Source organism: Pseudomonas sp. Root562, assembly GCF_001427125.1.
In the GTDB taxonomy this organism is placed as follows: Bacteria; Pseudomonadota; Gammaproteobacteria; order Pseudomonadales; family Pseudomonadaceae; genus Aquipseudomonas.
On sequence record NZ_LMGK01000007.1, the window covers coordinates 14,677 to 32,109 of the forward strand.

Consider the following 17,433-nt stretch of genomic DNA (forward strand, 5'->3'; position numbering starts at 1 on the left):
AAGTCCTTAGCGCGTGCCGCCGGTTTGTTTGAGGAAGTTGGCGAACAACTCGTGGCCCTGCTCGGTGAGGATCGATTCAGGATGGAACTGCACGCCTTCGATGTTCAGAGTCTTGTGACGCAGGCCCATGATCTCGTCGACCGAGCCGTCTTCGAGCTGAGTCCATGCGGTCAGTTCGAGACAATCAGGCAAGGTTTCGCGTTTGACGATCAACGAATGATAGCGCGTGACCGTCAGCGGCATGTTCAGGCCGGCGAAGACGCCCTTGTCTTCGTGGAATACCGGGCTGGTCTTGCCGTGCATGACCTGGCGGGCGCGGACCACATCACCGCCGAATGCCTGGCCGATGGATTGATGGCCCAGGCACACACCCAGAATCGGCAACTTGCCGGCGAAGTGTTTGATGACGTCAATCGAGACGCCAGCTTCGGTCGGCGTGCAAGGACCGGGAGAAACAACGATGCGCTCGGGGTTGAGGGCTTCGATTTCGGCAACAGTAAGCTCATCGTTGCGCACGACTTTGACCTGGGAGCCCAGCTCACCAAGGTATTGCACAACGTTGTAGGTAAAAGAGTCGTAGTTATCGATCATCAGCAACATGGCGTTAAGAACCTCTTGAATTCACTGACTTGAACAGCCTTCGAAGGATTACCCGCAGCGCCCTGCACTTTGTCGTTCGCTGCAATCGCGCGGCAAGGCGGTATGTCACGGGTTAAGAAGGCAAAGCGGTAAAGATCCGGCCGGGCCGGCAGAAGGATTCAGGCGCGCCAACGCCAACGGGCGTGTGCCTTGATGACTTGATCCAGGAGTTTGCTGACGATCAACACGGGGAAGGTCTCATTTATACGTCCGGGCACAGTAACTTAGCCGAGCGGAGCGTGCAATATGGCGCGAACGAAGCTCAGGTAACAAACGGCGGGTTCGCGCCGAATGGCATCTGCTTCTATAGTTTTTGGCACGATCGTTTCATCCACTAAAACAATAAAAAAACGGACTTGCCCATGCCAGGAAAAACACTGTTCGTACCACTCGCCGGTTGCATGCTTGCAATGGCTTGCGCCCAGGCGATGGCCGCGCCTAATCCTTACTCGAACTTCATCGTGTTTGGCGACAGCCTCAACGATGCAGGACAGTTCACCGATACCGGAGGCCCTCCCGGTTCGACGCTTCGCTTCACTAACCGAACCGGGCCGACTTACCAGGACGGCAGTGGCGAAGTGTATTCCGCCAACTCGACGCAGTTGCTGGGTGCAAGGCTCGGGTTTTCGGCGGACGATACTGCCGCGTCGACCTCTGCGGCGCGCGCCAGCCAAGGGTTGCCCGATGGCAATAACTGGGCCGTGGGCGGCTACCGCACCGACCAGATCCTCAGTTCAATCACTACCGTCTCCGCCACTGGCGAGCGCACCCGAGCTGGCTATCTACCGACCAACAACTTGCGCGCCGATCCGAACGCCCTGTATTACCTCTCCGGCGGCGGCAACGATTTTCTCCAGGGACGGGTGCAAAGTGGCGCTCAGGCCAATGCCGCTGCGGACCGCCTGGCCAACAGCGCTCAGGTCCTGCAAACCGCCGGTGCCCGTTACATCATGGTCTGGCTGCTGCCTGACCTGGGTCTGACCCCGGCTATCAACGGCACCCCGCTGCAGACGCCCTCCTCGCAACTGAGTGCGGCCTTCAACCGGCAACTGGTCAATCGGCTGGCGGGCATCGATGCGCAAATCATCCCGTTGAATATTCCATTGCTGTTGCAGGAAACCTTCGCCGACCCCGCGCGATTCGGCCTGGCCACCGGCCAGAACTTGACTGCCACGTGCTTCAGCGGCGATGGCTGCACCGAAAACGCTGCCTTTGGTATCAACAGCGCCACGCCGGACCCGAGCAAGCTGATCTACAACGATGGCGTTCACCCGACTGAAACGGGGCAAAAGTTGATTTCCGACTACGCCTATTCCTTGCTCGCCGCGCCTTGGGAACTGACGCTGCTGCCAGAAATGGCCCACGCGACCTTACGCGCCCACCAGGACGAACTACGCAGCCAATGGCAATCGGACTGGGAAAATTGGCAGGCGGTCGGGCAATGGCGTGCGATCGTCGCCGGCGGCGGTCAGCACCTTGATGTCGATAGTCAAAACAGCGGCGCCAGCGCGGATGGCAGTGGCTATAACTTGAATATTGGCGGCAGTTATCGTCTTGACGACGCCTGGCGCGTGGGTGTGGCGGCAGGGTTCTATCGACAGAATCTGGAGGCCGGCGATAACGATTCAGACTACAAACTCAACAGTTACCTGGCGACCGTGTTTGCCCAATTCCAACAGAACCGCTGGTGGGCCGATGCCGCGTTGACCGGTGGCAAGCTCGATTACGACAACCTCAAACGCAAATTCGATCTGGGTGCCAGCGAAGGCTCGGAAAAAGGCGATACCGATGGCTATCTCTGGGCTTTCGGTGCACGGGTTGGCTATGACATTGCGCAGCCGGGCAGCGACTGGCACCTGTCGCCGTTCATCAGCGCCGACTACGCGAAGGTTGAAGTCGACGGTTATTCGGAAAATGACAACCGCTCCACGGCTTTGACCTTTGACGACCAGAAACGCGATTCAAAACGTCTCGGCGCCGGGCTGCAGGGCAAATACCAGATCACCCCTCAAACCCTGGTGTTCGGTGAATATGCCTATGAGCGCGAGTATGAAGATGATGTGCAGAAGGTGAATATCGCGCTCAATAGCCTGCCAACCCTCGACTTCACGCTTGATGGTTATACGCCGCAAAGCCACCTGAACCGCGTGAGTCTGGGCGTGAGCCACAAGTTGACGGCTGACCTGGCGTTGCGCGGTGGCTACACGTTCCGCAAGGATGATGACTTTACCCAGCAAGGGCTTACCGTCGGGGTTGCGCTGGACTTCTGATCCGGCAAACAGCAGGCACAAAAAACGCGGCACCCTCTCGGGTGACGCGTTTTTCTAATGCCGGTGAGTTCCTTGTGAAAACTCAGCTTGCCGGGGTTTGCTCGGCCAGGGCCACGGCACGGAACATCGCGCGGCGCTTGTTCAGGGTTTCTTCCCATTCCAGCGCCGGCACCGAGTCGGCGACGATGCCGCCACCGGCCTGCACGTGCAGTTCGCCGTTCTTGATCACCGCCGTGCGGATCGCAATGGCGGTGTCCATGTTGCCGTTCCAGGCGAAGTAGCCGACAGCACCGCCATAGACACCGCGTTTGACCGGCTCCAGCTCGTCGATGATTTCCATCGCACGGATCTTCGGAGCACCGGACAGCGTGCCCGCCGGCAGAATCGCCCGCAGTGCGTCCATCGCCGTCAAACCGGCCTTCAACTGCCCGGTGACGTTGGACACGATGTGCATCACGTTGGAATAACGCTCAATGACCATCTTCTCGGTGAGCTTCACCGAACCGACTTCAGAGACCCGCCCCGTGTCGTTACGGCCCAGGTCGATCAGCATCAGGTGTTCGGCGATTTCCTTGTCATCGGACAGCAGGTCTTTTTCCAGCGCCAGGTCCGCTTCTTCATTGGCTCCGCGTGGGCGGGTGCCGGCAATCGGGCGCACAGTGATCAGGTTGTCTTCGACCCGCACCAACACTTCCGGCGAACTGCCGACGACATGGAAATCACCGAAGTTGAAGAAGTACATGTAAGGCGTCGGGTTGAAGCAGCGCAATGCCCGGTACAGGTCGATTGGCGCAGCCTTGAAGTCGATCGACATGCGCTGGGACGGCACGACCTGCATGCAGTCACCGGCCAGGATGTATTCCTTGATGGTGTCGACGGCTTTTTCGTAATCGTCCTGGGTGAAACTGGAGCGGAACACAGGGTCGGCGGCTTGCTGCTTGCTGAAATCCAGGCCACGGCGCGGGGTGATCGGCTGACGGAGTTTTTCCAGCAGCTCTTCCAGACGGGCGCGGCCTTGCTCGAAAGCGTCTTCCTGCGCCGGGTCAGCCAGGACGATGGCGTGCATCTTGCCCGCGAGGTTGTCGAACACAACCACCGCATCGGACACCATCAGCAGGATGTCCGGTACGCCCAGTGGGTCCGGGTTCGGGCACTTGCCCAGACGCTTCTCCACATAACGCACGCAGTCGTAACCGAAGTAACCCACCAGACCACCATTGAAACGCGGCAGGCCGGCAATGCTCGGCACGTTGTAGCGCGCCTTGAAGGTTTCGACGAAGGCCAACGGGTCTTCAACGTCGTGGCTTTCGGTCTCGATGCCATCGACGGTGACGCTGACGTGATGATCGTGAACCCGCATCACGGTGCGGCATGGCAAACCGATGATCGAGTAACGGCCCCACTTCTCACCGCCCTGCACCGACTCCAGCAGGTAGGAATTGGGCTCGTCGGCCAGTTTCAGGTAGATCGACAGCGGCGTATCGAAGTCGGCCAGGGTTTCGCAGGCAAGCGGGATGCGGTTGTAGCCGGCAGCGGCCAAACGCAGGAATTCTTCGCGGATCATGATGTGCCTCGTGGCTTGAGGGTCTAACAGTCAGGTATGCAAACGCGCCGGAGAGCCGGCCAGGATCAAGTCAGGCGCGCCAACGCCAGCGGGCCAGGGCCTTGATGACTTTCATCCAGAGTTTGCGAGTGACCACCACGATGGGATTTCCAGGAGGGGATTGAACAGCGTCGGGCAACGTTATCTCAGCGGCAGGATCCAGGCAACCGGGAATTAACTTGCGCAGATCGTCGATCACCAGAGCCGGCGACTCTTCGGCAATCGGCCGGCCATGGTTGTAGCCGTAGCTCAATGCCACACACTTGACCCCTGCTGCCTTCGCCGCCAGCACATCACTGCGTGAATCGCCGACGAACAAGGACTGCGACGCCGGGATGTTGGTCATTTTCATCACGAAAAACAGCGCGGCCGGGTCCGGTTTTTTCTGTGGCAGGGTGTCACCGCCAATGATCAGTCGAAAGTAACGGCCGATTTTCAGCTGATCGAGCAACGGTGCGACGAAGCGCTCCGGCTTGTTGGTGATCAAGGCCATCTCGACGCCCTGCTTTTGCAGCCACTTCAGGGTATCGCGAACGCCGGGGTAGACCACCGTCAACTCATGGCTTGCGCCGTAAGCCTGCATGAAAATTTCCAATGCCCGCTCGGCTTCGTCATTGTCGACTTTAGAATGATCGAGACCACCGGCCAGCGCACGACGCACCAGCACCGGGGCGCCGTTGCCGACCCACTCGCGCACCGACGCGATACCGGCCGGTGCGCGACCGAGTTTGAGCAGCATGTTATCCACAGCGGCCGCGAGGTCGGGGACCGAATCGATCAGCGTGCCATCCAGATCGAACATCACCAGCCTTGGCAGGCTTCCCGGGAACAGCTGCTCAAAACCACTCATGGGCGAGCCAGCGCCAATTCGGAACGCATCTTGTCGATGACTTCCTGATAGTTCGGCGCATTGAAGATGGCCGAGCCGGCGACGAAGGTATCGGCGCCTGCCGCAGCGATTTCGCGGATGTTGCTGACGTTCACGCCGCCATCGATCTCCAGGCGAATGTCGCGACCGGAGGCATCGATCAATGCGCGTGCTTCGCGCAGCTTGTCGAGGGTACCCGGGATGAACTTCTGCCCGCCGAAGCCCGGGTTGACACTCATCAGCAGGATCATGTCGACCTTGTCCATCACGTACTTGAGCACGTCGAGCGGGGTCGCCGGGTTGAACACCAGGCCCGACTTGCAGCCGCCTTCGCGGATCAGTTGCAGGGAACGGTCGACGTGCTGCGTGGCTTCCGGGTGGAAGGTGATGTAGGTCGCGCCAGCTTCGATGAAGTCACCGACGATGCGATCCACCGGACTGACCATCAGGTGCGCGTCGATCGGCGCGGTCACGCCATATTTGCGCAACGCCGCACAGACCATCGGGCCGATGGTCAGGTTGGGCACGTAGTGGTTGTCCATGACATCGAAGTGCACGAAGTCGGCGCCGGCGGCCAGGACATTGTCCACTTCTTCACCCAGGCGGGCGAAGTCGGCGGAGAGAATCGACGGAGCAATTACGAAGGGCTGCATGACGCACCTTTTCTGAGCAAAATCACGATGGCGCGCATTGTATACCTCATGCTTTGGCGCGCGCACCGTGAGCGCGATGATCAGTAGGCAGCGCGGTAGATCTTCTCGATATCAATCGCGCTCAATTTGCGCGGATTGTTGCGCATCAAGCGTTCAATGCCCGCGGCTTCCACAGCCATGGCGGGGATGGCATCCTCAGGCACCCCGAAACTGCGCAGACCCGCGGGGATTTCCACCGCTGCACACAATTCGGTCATGGCTTGCACGGCTTTATCGGCCGCCTCATTGACGCTCAACTGCGCGGTCTTCACGCCCATGGCCTCGGCGATATCCTGCATGCGTTCGACGCACGCCATTTTGTTCCAGGTCATGACATAGGGCAGCAGCAAGGCATTGCTGACGCCATGGGCAATATTGAATCGACCACCCAACGGATAGGCCAGCGCATGCACCGCCCCGACCCCGGCGTTGCCGAACGCCATGCCGGCCATCAGGCTGGCGGTGGCCATGTCCTCGCGGGCCTGCAGGTTGGAGGGGTTGGCATAGGCCTTGGGCAAAGCCTGGGCGATCAGCTTGATCGCGCCGATGGCCAGGGCATCGGTGATCGGCGAGGCATTGACCGACAGGTAGGATTCGATGGCATGCACCAAGGCATCGACGCCACTGGCGGCGGTGACACTGCGCGGGCAGGTCAGGGTCATTTGCGGACTGACCAGTGCCACGTCCGGCAACAGGTAATCGCTGACGATGCCCTTCTTCAATTGCGCGACCTTGTCGGAAAGGATCGCCACATTGGTCACTTCTGAACCCGTGCCGGCGGTGGTCGGGATGGCGATCAGCGGCGGGCCTTTGCGCGGTACCTGGTCGACGCCGAACAAATCCTCCAGCGCGCCGTGATAACCGGCGTACGCCGCAACACTCTTGGCAATATCGATGGCACTGCCACCACCGAGGCCGATCAAGCCGTCATGCCCGCCTTCGCGGTAGACCTGCATGCAGTCTTCGACGATGGCGATTTCCGGATCGGGCAGCACCCGGTCGAAGATCTCGTAGGTTCGATCCCCCAACTGCGCCAGCGCCAGCTCTACGGTGCCGGACCTGACCAGCGCAGCGTCGGTGACGATCAGCGGGTTGTCGATGTCCAGTCGAGTGAGCTCGGCCGACAGTTGCTCGATGGCCCCTGCGCCGGTGATCAGTTTGTGAGCGATTTTGAAAGAGGAAAGACTCATGTGCGCAGCCTCTTATAGATAGGGGAGCTGGGCACAATAGTAGCTGGGGATTGGGGGTTGTCTGCCATTCAGGTCATGAATGAGCGAGCCTGTAGCACGATCGTTCCCACGCTCCGCGTGGGAATGCCTCAACGGACGCTCCGCGTTCGGCTCTGGATTGAGACGCGGAGCGTCCCGGGCTGCGTTCCCACGCGGAGCGTGGGAACGATCATCGCTGGCCGTCAAACCTACGCGGTACGCAGTTTCTCGCTACGGCCACGCAGCCATTCCAGGGTCAGCAGCAGGATTACCGAGAAGGCGATCAGCAGCGTCGCGGCGGCGGCGATGGTCGGGCTGAGGTTTTCGCGGATACCGCTGAACATCTGACGTGGCAAGGTCGCTTGCTCGGGGCCAGCGAGAAACAGGGTCACCACGACTTCATCGAAGGACGTCGCGAAGGCGAACAGCGCACCGGAAATCACCCCCGGTGCGATCAACGGCAACGTCACTCGCCGAAACGCGACCAGTGGCGAAGCACCGAGGCTCGCAGCGGCACGCACCAGATTGTGGTTGAAGCCCTGCAAGGTCGCCGACACCGTGATGATCACAAACGGCACGCCCAGCACCGCATGCACCACGATCAGCGAGAAGAAGCTGTTGCCCAGCCCCAATGGCGCGAAGAACAGATAACTGGCCACACCGATGATCACCACCGGCACCACCATCGGCGAAATCACCAGCGCCATCACCAGCGCCTTGCCCGGGAAGTCACCACGGGTCAGGCCGATGGCCGCCAGCGTCCCGAAGATCATTGCCAGCACCGTCGCCGCGGGAGCGACGATGATGCTGTTCTTCAGGGCGCGCATCCATTCCGCCGACGCGAAGAAATCGTGATACCACTGCAGCGAGAAGCCTTGCAGCGGGTACACCAGGAAGCTGCCGGAGTTGAACGACAGCGGAATGATCACCAGCACCGGCAGGATCAGGAACAACAGAATCAAGCCGCAGAGAATCCGCAAGCTGTAGAACCACACCCGTTCGATGGGCGACATGTAAGGACTCAGCATTTCGTTCTCCCCTTAGCTCAGGCGCAGGCGGCTCGCGCCCACCAGCCAGCTGTAAATCAGATAAAGCACGACCGTCGCCAGCAACAGCAGGCCGCCCAGCGCGGTCGCCATGCCCCAGTTGATGCTGGTGTTGGTGTAGAACGCGACGAAGTAGCTGACCATTTGATCGTTCGGGCTGCCCAGCAACGCCGGGGTGATGTAGTAGCCGATGGCAAGGATGAACACCAACAGGCAACCGGCGCCGACACCGGCATAGGTCTGCGGGAAGTACACCCGCCAGAAGCTTGCGAACGGATGGCAACCGAGGGAAATCGCGGCGCGCATGTAGGTCGGCGAGATGCCTTTCATCACGCTGTAGATCGGCAGGATCATGAATGGCAGCAGGATGTGCACCATCGAGATGTAGACCCCGACGCGGTTGAACACCAGTTCGATCGGCTTGTCGATGATGCCCATGGCCATCAAGCCACTGTTTATCAGTCCACCCGATTGCAGCAACACGATCCACGCGGCGACCCGTACCAGAATCGAGGTCCAGAACGGCAGCAGCACCAGAATCATCAGCAGGTTGCTCTGGCGCGACGGCAGGTTCGCCAGCAGGTAAGCCAGTGGATAGGCCAATACCAGGCAGATCACGGTGATGATCAGGCCCATCCAGAAGGTACGGGCGAAGATGTCGAGGTAGATCGCCTGGTCCGGAGTGGCCGGGGCGATTTCGCCGAGGTCGTCGATACGGTGATCGACGGCGGCCAGCAAGTAGTACGGGGTAATGCTGCTGGTGTTGCGACGTACCGCTTGCCAGTAGGCCGGATCGCCCCAGCGCTCATCGAGACCTTCCAGCGCTTCTTTATAAGAGGCCGGCTCGGTGGCAAGCGGCAAGGCGCGGGCGGTTTTGGTCAGCAGGCTGCGGTAGCCGGCCAATTCCATGTTCAGGCGCTTGGACAAATCGCCCAGCGTTTGATTCTTGCGGGCTTCGGCGAGGTCTTCGGCGGCCGCTTTGTAAACCGGTTCAGCGGGCAGGCCGCGGCCGTCCCAGCTGGCGATGGCGGACACGGTGCGCGGCATGCCGCCGACCACTTCCGGGTTGCCCACGCTTTTGTAGAGCAGCGCCACGATCGGCACCAGAAACACCAGCAACAGAAACAGCACCAATGGCGCGATCAGTGCCTGGGCCTTCCAGCGGTTGACCCGCTCGGCATGCTTGAGCCGCTGCTTCAAGGTGGGGTCAGTACCCGCGTTCACGGGAACGGCGATAGCCATGGCGTACTCCGGAAATCTTTGGTCATTGCAGAAGTGGTAAATACCGCTTCGAATTTTTGGTACTGATCGTTCCCACGCTCTGCGTGGGAACGCATCCAGTGACGCTCTGCGTCACAGGGACGCGGAGCGTCCCGGGCGGCATTCCCACGCAGAGCGTGGGAACGATCATCCATTCCTTGTGGCGAGCGAGCTTGCTCGCGCTGGGCTGCGAAGCGGCCCCAAAATCGTGTTGGCACTGCCAATTTTGTGAGTGCTGCGCACTCAAGCGGGAGCAAGCTCCCTCGCCACAAAAGCTCGCCCTCACAGGAGGGCGAGCCCTCCAGTTACTTCGCAGCCCAGGAATTGAAGCGCTGTTCCAGTTGCTCGCCGTTGTCAGCCCAGAAGCTGACATCGATCTGCACCTGGTTGGCGATGTTTTCCGGGGTGGTCGGCATGTCTTTCAGGACATCCTTGGCCAGCAACGGTACGGCTTGGGTGTTGGCCGGGCCGTAGGCGATGTTTTCCGAGTAGGTCTTCTGCTGCTGTGGCTGAACCGAGAAAGCGATGAATTTCTTCGCCGCTTCGGCACGCTTGGCGTCCAGACCTTTTGGAATGGCCCATGCGTCGAAGTCGTAGATGCCGCCGTTCCACACCACTTTCAGGTTGCTTTCTTTCTGCACGGCAGCGATACGGCCGTTGTAGGCCGAACTCATGACCACGTCACCGGAAGCGAGGTACTGCGGCGGCTGTGCGCCGGCTTCCCACCACTGGATGTTTGGCTTGAGCTCATCGAGTTTCTTGAACGCGCGATCCTGACCGTCCTTGCCGGCCAGCACTTTGTAGACGTCTTTGGGCGCAACGCCGTCGGCCATCAGTGCGAATTCCAGGGTGTACTTGGCGCCTTTGCGCAGGCCGCGCTTGCCCGGGAACTGCTTGGTGTCCCAGAAATCCGCCCAGCTGGTCGGTGCGGTTTTCAGCTTGTCGGCGTTGTAGGCCAACACGGTCGACCACACGAAGAAGCCCACGCCGCATGGCTGGATGGCGCCCTTGACATAATCTTCGGTCTTGCCGAACAGCGCAGGGTCCAGTTGCTCGAACATGTCTTCGTCACAACCACGGGACAGCTCTGGCGATTCAACCTCTACCAGATCCCAGGACACGCTTTTGGTGTCGACCATGGCCTTGACCTTGGCCATTTCACCGTTGTACTCGCCCGCCACGATTTTACCGTTGCCCGCCGCTTCCCACGGTGCGTAAAAGGCTTTGACCTGCGCCGCCTTGTTCGCCCCGCCAAAGGACACCACGGTCAGGTCCGGGCCTGCGGCCATCGCGTGCGAGGCGCCGATCATGCCCATGACCAGAGCTGTGAATTTCAGGGATTTCAACATTGATATTGTTCTCCACGTGCAGGGTTGGTGAAGCAGAAGGGCGATCAGTTCGCCTCTAGAAGTGGGTCGAGCGCACGAACGTGTTCGACCTGCCAGCCAAGCGGTACCACATCGCCGACCGCCAGCCCCGGATCGAGCTCGGCAATCGGTTGTTTCACGAAGAAGTCGGTTTTGCCGCAGACTTCCAGGCGAACCCGGACGTGGTCGCCCAGATAGATGAATTCCGCCACCCTTCCGGAGAAGCGGTTGACGCACGACTCACTGGAACCATTGAGGCTCACGCGTTCCGGGCGGATAGACAAGGTGACGGGTTCGCCAGTCCGGCCGACATTGACCGCCAGGGCTTCGACCTTTTCACCACGTCCCAGCTCGACGATGCAGCGGTCGCCGGTCTGGCTGTGCAGGCGGCCATTGAGACGGTTGTTCTCGCCGATGAAGTTGGCGACGAAGGTATTTTTCGGCTCTTCGTAGAGGGTGCGCGGCGGCGCGATCTGCTGGATTTCGCCTTGATGGAACACCGCCACCCGGTCAGACATGGTCAAGGCTTCACCCTGATCGTGGGTCACGTAGACCACGGTCACGCCCAGACGCTGGTGCAGGTGTTTGATTTCCATCTGCATGTGTTCACGCAGCTGCTTGTCGAGGGCGCCGAGGGGTTCGTCCATCAGGACCAGTTGCGGTTCGAACACCAAGGCGCGAGCCAGTGCCACACGCTGCTGCTGACCGCCGGACAGTTGCGCCGGGTAACGCTGGGCGAACGTATCGAGCTGCACCATGCTCAGGACTTTTTTGACTTTGTCACTGACGTCGCTTTTATTCAGGCCGCGCACGGTCAGCGGGAACGCCAGGTTCTCGGCGACGGTCATGTGCGGGAACAACGCGTAGTTCTGGAACACCATGCCGATGTCGCGCTTGTGCGGCGGCACGTTGTTGATAGCGCGCCCGGCCAGCAGGATTTCGCCCGCGGTCGGTGTTTCGAAACCGGCGAGCATCATCAGGCTGGTGGTCTTGCCGGAGCCGGACGGCCCGAGCAAGGTGAGGAATTCGCCTTTGCGAATGTCCAGGTTGAGGTCTTTGACGATCAGGTTCTCGCCGTCGTAGCTCTTTTGCACTCCACGAAAGCTGACCAGAACATCATTGGCCCCTGCACTTGAATCGACCTGGCTCATACCCACACCTTTGTTGTTGATGACTGCTGTGGACTAAGCCTAGTGGACGCTGGGACCTGCGCAAATCGGGGCGCAGGAGAGATTCGCCTCAGCCGGATGGAAGGTTGGGGGTAGGGATTGCCCTACAAGGATGGCGCGTTTTGGCAAACGCGGCGACAAGCTGTCAGCTGCAGGCCGCGAGCAACGGCAAAACGGGTATCCAGGGGCTGTCGCGAATGGATACGGCCGGCGCCGTCCCCCTGTAGGAGCCAGGCTTGCCGGCGAAGGCGATTTCGAGGACGCCTTCGCCGGCAAGCCTGGCCCCTACAGGGGGATTGGGCACAGCGTCAGAGGAGCTTGTGTTCCATCGCGTACTTCACCAGCTCGGCCAGCGACGTGATGTTGAGCTTCTGCATCAGGCGCGCCTTGTGGGTGCTGATGGTCTTGCTGCTCAGGGCCAGTTGCTGGGCGATGTCGTTGACGTTGGCGCCCTGGGCCAGACGTTCGAACACCGAGAACTCACGCTCCGAAAGCAATGAATGCAACGGTCGCGAGTCGGTCAGGCCGACCTCGAAGACCATCCGATCGGCCAAGTCAGGATCGATGTAACGACCACCTGCGGCGACCCGGCGAATAGCCGTGAGCAACAGCGCCGGATCACTGTCCTTGGTCGCATATCCCGCGGCTCCGACTTTCAACGCCCGGGCGGCCATTTGCGCTTCGTCATGCATCGACAGCACCAGGATCACCGGCGGATTGTTCAGCGCACGAATCCGGGGAATTGCTTCCAGACCATTCACGCCGGGCATGGAGATATCCAGCAACACCACCTCGCAGGGTACATGCCGCAACGTTTCGAGCAATTGTTCGCCGTTGCTCGCCTCCCCTACCACCAGCAAGTCCTTGGCCAGGCCGATCAACTGTTTGATGCCTTCGCGGACGATGGTGTGGTCTTCGGCTACCAGTACACGGATCACTTATTTATCCTCATCCAATGGCACTCGCACACTCAGGGTCGTGCCCTCCCCCGGCTCACTCTCAAGCGACAACTCACCGCCCATGATCAGCACCCGCTCGCGCATGCCGACCAAGCCAAAGGACGTTGGCCTGCCAGCTGCGGCGACGAATCCTACGCCATCATCGCTGACCGTCAGACACAGCACTTCGCCTTCTCGGGTCAGTGTCAGTTCAACAGTATGCGCTTGGGCGTGGCGCATGACATTGGTCAACGCTTCCTGAAGGATGCGAAACAGACCGATCGCCTTGGCATCGCTGAGCACCGGCAAATTGTCCGGCACCTGCACCAGACACGGAATCTGTGTGCGCGCCTCGAAGCGCCGGGCCTGCCATTCGATGGCCGAGGCGATCCCGGCATCGAGAATCGGCGGGCGTAATGCCGTGGCCACATCGCGGACCAGCTGGAACAGCTGGGCGATCAGACGTTTCATGCTGTTCAAGCGCTCGTTCAGCCCAGGGTCGAGCTGCGCGTAGGCCAATTCGCACATGGACGTTTCCAGCTTCAACACGGTCAGCATCTGCCCCAACTCGTCGTGCACTTCCCGGGCAATCCGCGCCTTTTCTTCTTCGCGCACGCTCTCAAGGTGCGCCGACAACTCCCGCAACTGCTCGCGGGAGCTGGCCAGTTCCAATTCGATGCGTTTGCTCTCACTTATGTCCCAGACGATGCCGTCCCAGACATAGGCGCCGTCCTCCAGTTGCCGGGTGATCGCCTTGATTTCCGCCCAGCGCTGTTCGCCCTGGCGCGTGAGAATCCGCCCTTGCCAGGACCAGTCACTGTCGGTATCCAGAGCATGATCCTGGGTCTGGTGATAACTGGCCTTGTCGTCCGGGTGCACCAGGCTGCGCAAGCCTTTGTCACGATGGGCCAGGGTCGCCGGCGAGTATCCCACCAGGCTCTCGCTGCCTTCGCTGATGTAGGCAAAGTCAATTTGACCTGTGACTGGCGCCCGTTCCAGGCGAAAGACAAGTCCGGGTACATTCGCCGCGATCCCCTGCAGCCGCGCCTCGCTTTCCTGCAACGCTGCCAGGGCGCGGCGACGTTCAGTAACGTCGGTGAGATAAACCACCAGGTATTCGCCATCGCGAAAGCGCAGGAAGCTCAGCGAAACATCGGCCGGCAGGATGCTGCCGTCGGCCCGCAAGCAATTGGTTTCGAAACTTTGTGGCGTTTCGTCGCTGGCCCTGGCGCTCTTCCACAGGTTTAACCAGCGATCCATGTGCAGGCCGGGTTCGAACTCGATCAATGGACGGTCGATGATCCCGCCGGATGGATAGCCAAGCATGGTTTCGGCGGCACGGTTGGCGTAGCGCACGTGACTGTCCCAATTGACCCAAAGGATGCCGACAGTGCTTTGATCGATGGAAAACTGGGTCAGCCGCAGGGCTTCTTCACTGGCGGCGCGCAAGGCGATGTCGGCCTGCGCGGCCGCCAGTCGCTGCTCAAGGCTGTGCTGCTGACGACGCTGCCAGAGCACAATGGCCATGCAGCTCAACGCCAGCACCAACAACAAAAGGCAAAGGTTTTGCCAAAACCCGGGCGATTCGGTGAGTCGCGGGTACTTGGGTTGCAGCCATTGGTTGTGCAGGGTTTCCAGATCCTTGGCCGGGATCGCCCGCAGTGCGCTTTCGACAATGCCGGCCAGTTGCGGTTTGTCGCGCAGCGTAGCCACCCGTAGCAGCTGCGGCAGGCCAATATCACCCACGACTACCAACCCGGAAAATTCCGGTTCGACCGACAGCCGTCCCAACTGCGCCTCATCGACCACGGCATAGCCAGCCTGCTGACTCAACAACAATTGCAGCGCCTGCCGTTCCATCGGCACGCCCTGAAGGTTCAGGTGCGGATAGTTGCCGCGCAGGTAGTCGGCGGTGGCGCTGGGCATTCGCACGGCCACGCGGGTCTGGCTGTCGAGCTTCTCGAGTTCCACTGCACCGGTGCTTTTCTGGTCGCTGACCACCAGTTGCGGCACCCGCATGTAGGGATCGGAAAACTGCCAGAGGCGCAGACCGCCGGGCGTTTGGCTCAGTCCCGGGGCGATATCGATTTCACCGGCACGCGCGGCGGCCTCCAGCTGCTCAAGATCAGGAAAGTTACGCCAGCTCAGCTCGACCTTGAGCGACTTGGCCAGCCATTTCATCAGCTCGACATTGACCCCCGACAAGCGCTGCAAACGGCGATCGTATTGAGCATAGGGAGCCTGCAACACCAGCCCGACACGCAACTCGCCCTGTTGTGCCAGCCATTGTTGCTGGTCGGCAGACAAAGCTGCGACGTGCGCCGGTGGCGCGGCCGCCGCCCAGCCCATCAAGGGAAAGCACACCCAGCCGATAACCCACAGGCAGCGAAAACGCATCATCGAACTCTCACACACTGACAAATACTGACCAACCCATTAGGCTGCCGGAATCACTTCTGGCCTGGAATATCCGATGCCCCCTGTCTACCGCCTGGCACTGCCAGCATTGTGCCTGTCGCTGATCCTGCCATGCGCTTTTCCCGTCGAGGCCGCCGACCCGGCACCTGCCGCCGTGGAGCAACCGGCGGAAGAAAAACCGCTTGAACGCCAGCCGTTGCCTGAGCGTAGCCAGGAAGAAGCGGCCGCCCTCGAGCGAAAAATCCCGTCCCAGGAGCAACAGCAACTGCAAGCGGGCGGCGACACGTTCCTGGCCCTGTGGAAACCGGCCAATACCGCCGAACCCAAAGGCGCGGTGATTATCGTCCCGGGCGCAGGCGAAACCGTTGACTGGCCGCAAGCAATCGGTCCGTTGCGCCGCCAATTGCCAGACGCGCAATGGAGCAGCCTGAGTATCACCTTGCCGGACTTGCAAAGCGATGCCATCGCGCCACGCTTTGTCGAAGTGCCACCGGTGCCGAAAACGCCGGATACCGGCAGCAAGGACGCGGCCACCGCCGCCCCTATCGAGCAGGTCGCGGGAGGTGAAGCTGAAGTGCCTGACAAACCTGTCGCTGAAACCAGTGAAGAACAGTCCAAGGCCGACGCCGAAAGAATCTTCGCCCGTATCGATGCGGCGATAGCCTTCGCCGAACAGCAAAGCGCCCGCAGCATCGTCGTTCTGGGCCATGGCACCGGCGCTTATTGGGCCGCGCGGTATCTGAGCGAGCGGCAACCATCGCAAATCGAACGCTTCGTCATGGTTGCCGCGCATACGCCGGCGCAAGTGAAACCCGACCTGGACCAACTCGCACCGAACCTGAAATTGCCCACAGCCGACATCTTTTACATGGACAAACCGCTGGATCGCAACGCCGCGCTGGCTCGCTTGCAAGCCAGCAAACGCTTGAAGACTTCGGCCTTCAGCCAGGTAGCGCTCAAGGCGTTGCCGGGCAATGACAAGGCGCAGCAGGAGCAACTGGTTCGCCGGGTGCGGGGCTGGTTGAATCCGCAGAATGCGGCGGATTGATAGATCGTGTGATTCCTATCGCGAGCAAGCTCGCTCCCACAGGTTTCATGTCGATGGCGAAATTCGTGTACGACGCAAATCCAGTAGGAGCAAGGCTTGCCCGCGATAGCGTAATCACTGACGACACATACCTTGGCGACTAGCGAAAATCCCGCCGCTGCCGGATCAGCGCGTAAGCGTTGTGCAGCTCCCGGGTTTTCTCGGTTGCCTCACGCACCTGCGACGCCGTCGCCCCGCTGCCGGCAATCTTGTCCGGGTGATGGCGGCTGAGCAGACGCCGGTAGGCGCGCTTGATCTGCGCCGGCTCACTGGTGGCCGATACCCCCAGCAGCCGCAAGGCATCCTGATAACTTGTAACGCGGTTAACCTCTGGACGTTTCTGAGGCTCATAGTCTTGGGCCAACGCCAGGATCTGACGGGTCGACCAGCCCAGCCACTTGCCCCATTGCGCGATCAGTTCGCGCTCCTGTTGCCCCGCGCGACCATCGGCCCAGACCATCCGCCAGCAGGCGCGCAGGACACCTTCGGCGGCATGGGGCTGATGACCCAGACGGCGCAGGTATCCGCGCAACGGGTCGTTGCCCGACTTGCCCCGATTGAAGGCGGCAATGGCCCGACGCTGCGCTGATTCGTTCATTTCCAGCGAGCGCATTTCCTGACGCGCCTGCTGGATATGACCGTCCACCACTCGCCCGTCGCACTTGGCCAACCTGCCGAGCAACACGAACAGCAGTTCATCGTTGCGCAAAACCGGGCGACCGCCGAGCTTTTCCCGCAGATGTGCCCAACTTTGCAAATGCAGGCGTCGATCCAGCGCCTGCCCCAACAAAGCACCGAGCATGGCCCCCGGAATGCTGGCAATGGCAAAGCCCGCCCCGGCTCCGATCAGAGTCCCTGGCCACAACAC

14 protein-coding genes are annotated in these 17,433 nt (G+C 60.7%); 2 read left to right on the plus strand and 12 right to left on the minus strand.

From position 1 onward, the window contains the following. Positions 1-6: 6 nt before the first annotated feature. Positions 7-600, minus strand: coding sequence for an aminodeoxychorismate/anthranilate synthase component II (locus tag ASD60_RS08140; protein ID WP_056853519.1), 594 nt, complete (start codon positions 598-600; stop codon positions 7-9). Positions 601-1,001: 401 nt separating this feature from the next. On the opposite strand from ASD60_RS08140, the gene estP reads away from it, so the two are divergent. Further along, a complete protein-coding gene (estP, locus tag ASD60_RS08150) occupies positions 1,002-2,909 on the plus strand; it encodes an esterase EstP (RefSeq protein WP_056853521.1) in 1,908 nt (635 codons plus the stop codon). An 82-nt stretch (positions 2,910-2,991) separates the two neighbouring features. On the opposite strand, the gene trpE is transcribed toward estP, so the two are convergent. From trpE to ASD60_RS08200, 10 genes are all read right to left on the minus strand, one after another. Further along, complete coding sequence (gene trpE, locus ASD60_RS08155; protein WP_056853522.1) at positions 2,992-4,473, minus strand: anthranilate synthase component I; 1,482 nt, start codon at positions 4,471-4,473, stop codon at positions 2,992-2,994. 70 nt (positions 4,474-4,543) lie between these two features. Beyond that, complete coding sequence (locus tag ASD60_RS08160; protein WP_056853523.1) at positions 4,544-5,362, minus strand: phosphoglycolate phosphatase; 819 nt, start codon at positions 5,360-5,362, stop codon at positions 4,544-4,546. Continuing rightward, a complete protein-coding gene (gene rpe / locus ASD60_RS08165; RefSeq protein WP_056853524.1) occupies positions 5,359-6,033 on the minus strand; it encodes a ribulose-phosphate 3-epimerase in 675 nt (224 codons plus the stop codon). Before rpe ends, ASD60_RS08160 begins: the two co-directional genes overlap by 4 nt. Positions 6,034-6,113: 80 nt before the next feature. Further along, positions 6,114-7,262, minus strand: a complete 1,149-nt coding sequence (locus ASD60_RS08170; RefSeq protein WP_056853525.1) for an iron-containing alcohol dehydrogenase — start codon at positions 7,260-7,262, stop codon at positions 6,114-6,116. Positions 7,263-7,489: 227 nt separating this feature from the next. Beyond that, positions 7,490-8,308 carry an ABC transporter permease gene (locus ASD60_RS08175; RefSeq protein ID WP_056853526.1) on the minus strand — a complete coding sequence of 273 codons (819 nt, stop codon included), beginning with the start codon at positions 8,306-8,308 and terminating at the stop codon, positions 7,490-7,492. A 12-nt stretch (positions 8,309-8,320) separates the two neighbouring features. Continuing rightward, positions 8,321-9,568: an ABC transporter permease gene (locus ASD60_RS08180; protein ID WP_056853527.1), complete on the minus strand. Its 1,248-nt coding sequence runs from the start codon at positions 9,566-9,568 to the stop codon at positions 8,321-8,323. Between the two features lie 323 nt (positions 9,569-9,891). Continuing rightward, positions 9,892-10,935, minus strand: coding sequence for an ABC transporter substrate-binding protein (locus ASD60_RS08185; protein ID WP_056853528.1), 1,044 nt, complete (start codon positions 10,933-10,935; stop codon positions 9,892-9,894). Between the two features lie 44 nt (positions 10,936-10,979). Next, positions 10,980-12,104 (minus strand): ABC transporter ATP-binding protein, encoded by a 1,125-nt coding sequence (locus tag ASD60_RS08190; protein WP_056853529.1) that lies wholly within the window; start codon positions 12,102-12,104, stop codon positions 10,980-10,982. A gap of 326 nt (positions 12,105-12,430) precedes the next feature. Next, a complete protein-coding gene (locus ASD60_RS08195) occupies positions 12,431-13,060 on the minus strand; it encodes a response regulator (RefSeq protein ID WP_020798801.1) in 630 nt (209 codons plus the stop codon). Then, positions 13,061-15,460 carry a PAS domain-containing sensor histidine kinase gene (locus ASD60_RS08200; protein ID WP_056853530.1) on the minus strand — a complete coding sequence of 800 codons (2,400 nt, stop codon included), beginning with the start codon at positions 15,458-15,460 and terminating at the stop codon, positions 13,061-13,063. A gap of 73 nt (positions 15,461-15,533) precedes the next feature. On the opposite strand from ASD60_RS08200, the gene ASD60_RS08205 reads away from it, so the two are divergent. Then, complete coding sequence (locus ASD60_RS08205; RefSeq protein ID WP_056853531.1) at positions 15,534-16,526, plus strand: alpha/beta hydrolase family protein; 993 nt, start codon at positions 15,534-15,536, stop codon at positions 16,524-16,526. Positions 16,527-16,665: 139 nt separating this feature from the next. Here ASD60_RS08205 and ASD60_RS08210 read toward each other — a convergent pair whose 3' ends face one another. After that, entirely contained in the window at positions 16,666-17,433 is a 768-nt protein-coding gene (locus ASD60_RS08210) for a TerB family tellurite resistance protein (RefSeq protein ID WP_056853532.1), read from the minus strand.

What these genes read in the sequence shown, in the direction of transcription:
- ASD60_RS08185 (WP_056853528.1), bottom strand. Translation starts at nt 10,935, where the DNA reads ATGTTGAAATCCCTGAAATTCACAGCTCTGGTCATGGGCATGATCGGC.
- ASD60_RS08175 (WP_056853526.1), bottom strand. Translation starts at nt 8,308, where the DNA reads ATGCTGAGTCCTTACATGTCGCCCATCGAACGGGTGTGGTTCTACAGC.
- ASD60_RS08200 (WP_056853530.1), bottom strand. Translation starts at nt 15,460, where the DNA reads ATGATGCGTTTTCGCTGCCTGTGGGTTATCGGCTGGGTGTGCTTTCCC.
- rpe (WP_056853524.1), bottom strand. Translation starts at nt 6,033, where the DNA reads ATGCAGCCCTTCGTAATTGCTCCGTCGATTCTCTCCGCCGACTTCGCC.
- ASD60_RS08160 (WP_056853523.1), bottom strand. Translation starts at nt 5,362, where the DNA reads ATGAGTGGTTTTGAGCAGCTGTTCCCGGGAAGCCTGCCAAGGCTGGTG.
- trpE (WP_056853522.1), bottom strand. Translation starts at nt 4,473, where the DNA reads ATGATCCGCGAAGAATTCCTGCGTTTGGCCGCTGCCGGCTACAACCGC.
- ASD60_RS08190 (WP_056853529.1), bottom strand. Translation starts at nt 12,104, where the DNA reads ATGAGCCAGGTCGATTCAAGTGCAGGGGCCAATGATGTTCTGGTCAGC.
- ASD60_RS08140 (WP_056853519.1), bottom strand. Translation starts at nt 600, where the DNA reads ATGTTGCTGATGATCGATAACTACGACTCTTTTACCTACAACGTTGTG.
- ASD60_RS08205 (WP_056853531.1), top strand. Translation starts at nt 15,534, where the DNA reads ATGCCCCCTGTCTACCGCCTGGCACTGCCAGCATTGTGCCTGTCGCTG.
- estP (WP_056853521.1), top strand. Translation starts at nt 1,002, where the DNA reads ATGCCAGGAAAAACACTGTTCGTACCACTCGCCGGTTGCATGCTTGCA.
- ASD60_RS08170 (WP_056853525.1), bottom strand. Translation starts at nt 7,262, where the DNA reads ATGAGTCTTTCCTCTTTCAAAATCGCTCACAAACTGATCACCGGCGCA.
- ASD60_RS08180 (WP_056853527.1), bottom strand. Translation starts at nt 9,568, where the DNA reads ATGGCTATCGCCGTTCCCGTGAACGCGGGTACTGACCCCACCTTGAAG.